This window comes from Streptomyces sp. ISL-36, assembly GCF_018614205.1.
In the GTDB taxonomy this organism is placed as follows: Bacteria; Actinomycetota; Actinomycetes; order Streptomycetales; family Streptomycetaceae; genus Streptomyces.
This window is the reverse complement of sequence record NZ_JAGGOS010000197.1, coordinates 1-7,467: the sequence shown is the minus strand read 5'-3', so window position 1 is coordinate 7,467 and position 7,467 is coordinate 1. Positions and strand designations below refer to the sequence as shown.

Below are 7,467 nucleotides of genomic sequence, written 5' to 3'. Positions count from 1 at the left end.
CCACCGCCACCGCCACCGCCACCGCCGCCGCTGCGGCGGGAACGGCGGCCGCCGTTGCCGGAGGGCGCGGCGGGCTGGGGCGGCTGCGGGACCTCGATGACGACCGGTATGCCGGACGGCTCACGCGCACCGGTGAGCCGGGTCAGCTCCTCGTCGCTCGACTTGACCTGGGCCGTACGCGGGGTGATGCCGGCGTTCGACATCAGCCGGCTCATGTCCCGCTTCTGCTCGGGCAGCACCAGGGTAACGACGCTGCCGGACTCGCCGGCCCGGGCCGTGCGGCCGCCGCGGTGCAGGTAGTCCTTGTGGTCGATCGGCGGGTCGACGTTCACGACGAGGTCGAGGTCGTCGACGTGGATGCCGCGGGCCGCCACGTTGGTCGCCACCAGCGCGGTGACCTGGCCGGTCTTGAACTGGTCCAGGGTGCGGTTGCGCTGCGGCTGGGAGCGGCCGCCGTGCAGGCCGGAGGCGCGGACGCCGCTCGCGAGGAGCCGCTTCACCAGCCGGTCCACGGCCCGCTTGGTGTCCAGGAAGAGGATCGTCCGGCCGTCGCGGGCGGCGATCCGCAGAGTGACGGCCTTCTTGTCGGTCTCGTCGGCGATGTAGAGCAGGTGGTGCTCCATCGTCGTGACCGCGCCGGCCGAGGGGTCGACGGAGTGCACGACCGGGTCGGTGAGGAACATCTTCACCAGCCGGTCGATGTTCTGGTCGAGCGTCGCCGAGAACAGCATCCGCTGACCGTCCGGCTCGACCTGCTTGAGCAGGGCGACGACCTGCGGCATGAAGCCCATGTCGGCCATCTGGTCGGCCTCGTCGAGGACGGTGATCGCGACCTGGTCGAGCCGGCAGTCGCCCCGCTCGATGAGGTCCTTCAGCCGTCCCGGGGTGGCCACCAGGACCTCTGCGCCGCGGCGCAGGGAGTTGGCCTGCTTGGTGATCGACATACCGCCGACGACGGTGGCGACCCGCAGCTGCACCGAGGTGGCGTACGGGGCGAGGGCGTCGGTCACCTGCTGGGCGAGCTCGCGGGTGGGCACGAGGACCATGGCGAGCGGTGCCTTGGGCTCGGCGCGGCGGCCCGCGGTGCGGGCCAGCAGGGCGAGCCCGAAGGCGAGGGTCTTGCCGGAGCCGGTGCGGCCGCGGCCGAGGATGTCCCGGCCGGCGAGCGAGTTCGGCAGGGTGGCGCCCTGGATCGGGAACGGCTCGGTGACACCGTGGGCGGCGAGCGTCTTGACCAGCGCCGCGGGCATGTCGAGGGCGTCGAAGGACTCGACGGAGGGCAGCGCCGGCGTCAGCGTCTCGGGCAGGGTGAACTCACGCGGCGGCGGAGGCGTGGCGGGCCCCCGGCCGCGCCCGGCACCGCCCTTGCCCCGGGGCGCGCCGGAGCCACGGCGCGCGCCGCTGTTTCCGGCGGCGTTACGGGTGCCGGTGCCGCCCGAGCCGTCGCGGGCGCCCGAGCCGCGCGCGGAGCGGCCCGATCCATTTCCGGACGGGGTCCCGGAAGCGGAGTCCGCGGCCCGACGGGGCCGCCTTTCGGAGCGAGTCATAGGGGAAAAATGCCTTCCTGGCCTGAGCACAGCGCGAGCCGGGACCCGCACCTGCGCGGTGCGGGTCCCGGCTGCGAGAAAACGCGTTACGGCAATCAGGCGGGGAGGATGTTCTCCGCCTGCGGGCCCTTCTGGCCCTGCGTGACGTCGAAGGTGACCTTCTGGCCTTCCTGCAGCTCACGGAAGCCAGAGGTCGCGATGTTGGAGTAGTGGGCGAAGACGTCGGCGCCGCCGCCGTCCTGCTCGATGAAGCCGAAGCCCTTTTCCGAGTTGAACCACTTCACGGTTCCAGTAGCCATGTGAATCTCCTGAATAGGTAGGGTCCCCATCCCGGAGAGTCCGGAAAACAAAATTGCGCCTGAAGGAACATTCCCGTCAGGCGCACATAAAGTTCATGGGTACCAAAACTAGCAACACGGAAAGACTAGCACGCCGTCCCGCCCGAAAGGGCGGGAGAGCGACGCGTGTCACATCCGTTCGACGATCGTCACGTTCGCCTGACCGCCGCCCTCGCACATGGTCTGGAGGCCGAACCGGCCGCCGGTGCGCTCCAGTTCGTGCAGGAGAGTGGTCATCAGCTTCACACCGGTCGCGCCGAGCGGGTGACCGAGGGCGATCGCGCCGCCGTTCACATTCACCCGGTCGGGGTCGGCTCCGGTCTCCTTCAGCCAGGCGAGGACGACCGGGGCGAAGGCCTCGTTGATCTCGACGAGGTCCATGTCGTCGATCGACATGCCGGTCTTCTTCAGGGCGTACGCGGTCGCCGGGATCGGGGCGGAGAGCATCCGGACGGGGTCCTCGCCGCGGACCGAGAGGTGGTGGATGCGGGCGCGGGGGGTCAGTCCGTGTGCGGCGACCGCGCGCTCGCTCGCGAGGAGCATCGCGGCGGCACCGTCGGAGACCTGGGAGGAGCAGGCGGCGGTGATCGTGCCGCCTTCGACGACCGGTTTCAGGCCGGCCATCCTCTCCAGGGTGGTGTCCCGGCGCGGGCCCTCGTCCACGCGCACGTCGCCGTAGGCCACGGTCTCGCGGGCGAAACGGCCCTCGTCGATCGCGCGCAGCGCCCGCTCGTGGGAGCGGAGGGCGAATTCCTCCTGGTCACGGCGGGTGATGCCCCATTTCGCGGCGATCAGCTCGGCGCCGTGGAACTGGTTGACGGGCGCGTCGCCGTACCGGGCGCGCCAGCCCTCGGAGCCGGCGTAGGGGCCCTCGGTCAGGCCGAGCGGCTCGGCGGCCTGCCGGGAGGCGTAGGCGATGGGGATCATCGACATGTTCTGGGTGCCGCCGGCGACGACCAGGTCCTGGGTGCCGGACAGGACGCCCTGCGCCGCGAAGTGCACGGCCTGCTGGGAGGAGCCGCACTGGCGGTCGACGGTGACGCCGGGGACCTCCTCGGGGAGGCCGGCCGCGAGCCAGGCCGTACGGGCGATGTCGCCGGCCTGCGGTCCGACGGTGTCGAGGCAGCCGAAGACCACGTCCTCGACGGCGGAGGGGTCGATTCCGGAGCGTTCGACGAGGGCCTTCAGGACGTGGGCGCCGAGGTCCGCCGGATGGACGGTGGCCAGGCCGCCCCTGCGGCGGCCCACCGGGGTGCGGACGGCTTCGACGATGTAGGCCTCGGCCATGACTGCTCCTTCACAGGGTCGGTTCACACGGTTGGTTCACACGGTCGGTCCGGCGTCCTGCGGCGTCTTCCGTACGGCGATGCCGTCCAGGACCATCGAGAGGTACTGGCGGGCGATCTCCTCCGGGCTGTGCCGGCCGCCCGGGCGGTACCAGGACGCGGCGACCCAGACGGTGTCGCGTACGAACCGGTAGGTGAGCCGGATGTCGAGGTCGGTACGGAAGGCCCCGGCCCGGACCCCGCGCTCCAGGGTGCCGAGCCAGGCCTTCTCGAACTTCTGCTGCGAGTCCGAGAGGTAGTGGAAGCGGGGCTGGTCGACGAGGTGCTTGGCCTCCTTCTGGTAGATGGCGACGGCGGCGCGGTGCCGGTCGATCTCCCGGAAGGACTCGGTGACCAGGGCCTCGATGGTCTCCCTGGGGCCGAGGCCGGCGGCGAGGACGGCGTCGTACCCCTCCCACAGCTCGGTCAGGAAGGTGGAGAGGATCTCGTCGAGCATCGATTCCTTGGAATCGAAGTGGTAGTAGAGGCTGCCGGCGAGCATGCCGGCGGCGTCGGCGATCCTGCGGACGGTGGTGGCGTTGTACCCCTGCGCGGCGAACACCTCGGCCGCCGTGTCGAGGAGGTCTCGGCGCCGCTCGGGCGAGGCGGTCACCTGGTTCTTCTTCTTGCTGGGAGTGTTCGGCACACGTCCATTCTGGTCCTACGCGTGCTGGCTGCTGACCGAGACGGTCTCGCCGGTCATGTAGGAGGAGTAGCCGCTGGCGAGGAAGACGATGACGTTGGCGATCTCCCAGGGTTCGGCGTACCGCCCGAAGGCCTCGCGCTCGGTGAGCTCGGCGAGGAGTTCGGCGGAGGTGACCTTGACCAGGTGGGGGTGCATGGCGAGCGAGGGGGAGACGGCGTTGACGCGGACGCCGTAGGGGGCCGCCTCGATCGCGGCGCAGCGGGTCAGCGCCATGACGCCGGCCTTGGCGGCGGCGTAGTGGGCCTGGCCGGCCTGGGCGCGCCAGCCGACGACGGAGGCGTTGTTGACGACGGCGCCGGTCCTGCCGGACTCCTTGAAGTGGCGCAGGGCGGCCCTGGTGCAGCGGAAGGTGCCGTTCAGGGTGGTGTCGAGGACCCGGGTCCACTGCTCGTCGGTCATGTCGACGAGTTCCGCTGTGCCGCCGAGTCCGGCGTTGTTGACGACGACGTCCAGGCCGCCGTGGAGCTGTACGGCGGTGTCGAAGAGCCGTTGGATCTGGGGCTCGTCGGTGACGTCGCAGGGGAGGGAGTCGATCCGGTCGGCGCCGAACTCGGCGGCGAGGGCGGTCGCGGTCTCCTTGAGGCGGCGCGCGTGGGCGTCGCTGACGAGCACCCGGGCGCCCTCCTCCAGGAATCTGCGGGCGGTGGCGCCTCCGATGCCGGCTCCGGCCGCGGCGGTGACGACGGCGGTGCGGCCGGTGAGGAGGCCGTGCGCCGGCGGGTACGCGGGCGGGGGTGTCATGGGCGCGGCTCCTTGGGGAGGCCGAGCACCCGCTCGGCGATGAGGGTGCGCTGGATCTCGCTGGATCCCGCGTAGAGGGTGTCGGCGCGGGAGAAGAGGAACAGCCGTTGCCAGCTGTCGAGTTCGTACGGTGCGTCGGCGACGACGGTGGCGGCGGCGCCGCGGATCTCCATGGCGAGTTCGCCGAGGTCGCGGTGCCAGTGGGACCAGTACAGCTTGGCGACGGAGGGGTCCGTGCCGCGCAGGGCGTTCGCGCGCATGGCCTGCAGTCCGGTCCAGGACCGGGCGAGCCGGTCGCGGATCAGCGGGTCGGCGAGGGCGCCGTTGCGGCGGGCGAGCTCGATCAGTCCTTCGAGCTCGCGGCGGAATCCGACTTGTTGGCCGAGGGTGGAGACACCGCGTTCGAAGCCGAGGGTGGCCATCGCGATCCGCCAGCCGTCGCCGGGTTGGCCGACGATGTGGGCGGCGTCGGTCCGCGCGCCGTCGAAGAAGACCTCGTTGAACTCGCTGGTGCCGGTGAGCTGGACGATCGGCCGGACCTCGACGCCCGGCTGTTCCATCGGGACGAGCAGGTACGAGAGTCCCGCGTGCCTCCCCCTGACTCCGTCCGGGGGGACCCCCACGGAGCCCGGCTCGGTGCGGGCGAGGACGAAGCACCACTGGGACTCGTGGGCGAGCGAGGTCCAGATCTTCTGGCCGGTCACCACCCAGGCGTCGCCCTCACGGGTGGCGCGGGTGCGGACGGCGGCGAGGTCGGAGCCGGCGCCGGGTTCGCTGTAGCCCTGGCACCAGAGTTCCTCGACGGCCCGGATCGGGGGCAGGAAGCGCGCCTTCTGCTCCTCGGTGCCGTGGGCGATGAGGGTGGGGCCGAGGAGTTGTTCGCCGATGTGGTTGACGCGGGCGGGGGCGTCGGCGAGGGCGTACTCCTCGTGGAAGGCGATCTGTTCCTCGATGCTCGCGCCGCGGCCGCCGTACTCCTTCGGCCAGCCGACGCAGGTCCAGCCGTGGGCCGCCAGGTGGCGTTCCCAGGCGAGGCGTCCGGCGAACGCCTCGTGCTCGCCGCCCGGGCCGCCGAGGCCCTTGAGGCCGGCGAACTCGCCGGTGAGGTGGGCCTTCAGCCAGTCCCGTATCTCCGTGCGGAACTCCTCGACGCTCTGCGTGGCGCTGCTCATGGCCGTACGTTAACCTACCAAACACTTGTTAGGGAAGAATGGCGGGGCAAGGGAGAGGGCGGGGCGAGGCGATGGATCTGTCGTACACGGCCGAGGAGGACGCCTTCCGAGCGGAGGCCCGGGCCTGGCTGCGCGCCCATGTCCCGGCCGAGCCGCTGCCGTCCCTGGAGACCGCGGAGGGCTTCGCCGCCCACCGCGCCTGGGAGGCGGAGCTGGCCGCCGACCGCTGGTCGGTGGTGTCCTGGCCCGAGCGGTACGGCGGGCGGGGCGCGGACATCTTCCGCTGGCTGGTCTTCGAGGAGGAGTACTACGCGGCGGGGGCGCCCGGCCGTGTCTCGCAGAACGGCATCAACCTGCTCGCCCCGACCCTGTTCGACCACGCCACCGAGGAGCAGCGGGCGCGGGTGCTGCCGTCGATGGCGACCGGTGAGACCGTCTGGGCGCAGGCGTGGTCGGAGCCCGAGGCCGGCTCGGACCTGGCCTCGCTCACCTCGCGGGCGGTACGGACGTCGGGGGGCTGGCTGCTGTCCGGGCAGAAGACCTGGTCCTCGCGGGCCGCCTTCGCCGACCGGGCCTTCGGCATCTTCCGCACCGATCCGGCGGCCGACCGCCCGCACCGGGGGCTGACGTATCTGATGTTCGATCTGCGGGCGCCCGGTGTGACCGTCCGGCCCATCGGCCGGCTCGACGGGAAGCCCGCCTTCGCCGAACTCTTCCTCGACGGGGTGTTCGTGCCCGACGAGGACGTGATCGGGGAGCCGGGCCAGGGCTGGCGGATCGCGATGTCCACGACCGGCAACGAGCGCGGGCTGACGCTCCGCTCCCCCGGCCGCTTCCTGGCGGCGGCCGACCGGCTCGTACGGCTGTGGCGCGCGACGGGGCCCTTGTCGGACACGGCGCTGCGGGACCGGGTCGCGGACGCGGTGATCGGCGCGCGGGCCTATCAGCTCTTCACGGCCGGCGGGGCGTCCCGCTTCGCGGCGGGGGCGACGATCGGGGCGGAGTCGAGTCTCAACAAGGTCTTCTGGTCGGAGTACGACATCGCTCTGCACGAGACGGCGCTCGATCTGCTGGGAGCGGAGGCGGAGTCGGAGTCGACGGACGGCGAGTGGGCCGAGGGGTATGTCTTCTCGCTCGCGGGCCCGATCTACGCGGGCACGAACGAGATCCAGCGCGACATCATCGCCGAGCGGCTGCTCGGCCTGCCGAAGGGGCGTCGCTGATGAGATTCCTGCTCACCGAGGAGCAGCGGGACTTCGGCCGTTCGCTGGACGCGATGCTGACGGCCGCGGACACCCCGGCGGCGATACGGTCCTGGGGCGCGGGCGACCCGGGCCCGGGTCTCACCCTGTGGGCGCGTCTCGCGGAGGCGGGGGTCTTCGCCCTCGCGGTTCCGGAGGCGTACGAGGGGGTGGGGCCGCTCCCCGTGGAACTGGCGGTCGCGTTCGGCGAGTTGGGACGCCACGGGGTGCCGGGACCGGCGGTGGAGACGGTCGCGGCGGCGGCCCTGCTGACGGAGCTGGCCCGCCGGGGCGAGGACGGCCCAGCGAAGCGCCTGCTGCCAGGGATGGCGGCAGACGGCACGGTGGCGACACTGGCGCCGCCCACACGCCGGCAGCCCTCCGTCGTCCCCGGCCG

The 7,467-nt window shown here is 72.1% G+C and carries 8 protein-coding genes; 2 read left to right on the top strand and 6 right to left on the bottom strand.

What is annotated here, in order from left to right:
• From J7E93_RS35510 to J7E93_RS35485, 6 genes are all read right to left on the bottom strand, one after another.
• On the bottom strand, nucleotides 1–1,547 hold a 1,547-nt coding region (locus J7E93_RS35510), incomplete at its 3' end, for a DEAD/DEAH box helicase (RefSeq protein WP_215074166.1).
• Nucleotides 1,548–1,642: 95 nt separating this feature from the next.
• Nucleotides 1,643–1,846 (bottom strand): cold-shock protein, encoded by a 204-nt coding sequence (locus J7E93_RS35505; protein WP_005318814.1) that lies wholly within the window; start codon nucleotides 1,844–1,846, stop codon nucleotides 1,643–1,645.
• 168 nt (nucleotides 1,847–2,014) lie between these two features.
• Nucleotides 2,015–3,172 carry an acetyl-CoA C-acetyltransferase gene (locus J7E93_RS35500; protein ID WP_215074165.1) on the bottom strand — a complete coding sequence of 386 codons (1,158 nt, stop codon included), beginning with the start codon at nucleotides 3,170–3,172 and terminating at the stop codon, nucleotides 2,015–2,017.
• Nucleotides 3,173–3,208: 36 nt separating this feature from the next.
• Nucleotides 3,209–3,856 carry a TetR/AcrR family transcriptional regulator gene (locus tag J7E93_RS35495; RefSeq protein ID WP_215074164.1) on the bottom strand — a complete coding sequence of 216 codons (648 nt, stop codon included), beginning with the start codon at nucleotides 3,854–3,856 and terminating at the stop codon, nucleotides 3,209–3,211.
• A gap of 15 nt (nucleotides 3,857–3,871) precedes the next feature.
• Nucleotides 3,872–4,657, bottom strand: coding sequence for an SDR family oxidoreductase (locus tag J7E93_RS35490; protein WP_215074163.1), 786 nt, complete (start codon nucleotides 4,655–4,657; stop codon nucleotides 3,872–3,874).
• Nucleotides 4,654–5,829 (bottom strand): acyl-CoA dehydrogenase family protein, encoded by a 1,176-nt coding sequence (locus J7E93_RS35485; protein WP_215074162.1) that lies wholly within the window; start codon nucleotides 5,827–5,829, stop codon nucleotides 4,654–4,656. The genes J7E93_RS35490 and J7E93_RS35485 overlap by 4 nt, the downstream gene beginning before the upstream one ends.
• Before the next feature lie 71 nt (nucleotides 5,830–5,900).
• Here J7E93_RS35485 and J7E93_RS35480 point away from each other — a divergent pair, with 71 nt between their 5' ends.
• Complete coding sequence (locus tag J7E93_RS35480) at nucleotides 5,901–7,052, top strand: acyl-CoA dehydrogenase family protein (RefSeq protein WP_215074161.1); 1,152 nt, start codon at nucleotides 5,901–5,903, stop codon at nucleotides 7,050–7,052.
• On the top strand, nucleotides 7,052–7,467 hold a 416-nt coding region (locus tag J7E93_RS35475), incomplete at its 3' end, for an acyl-CoA dehydrogenase family protein (protein WP_215074160.1). The genes J7E93_RS35480 and J7E93_RS35475, both read left to right, overlap by 1 nt.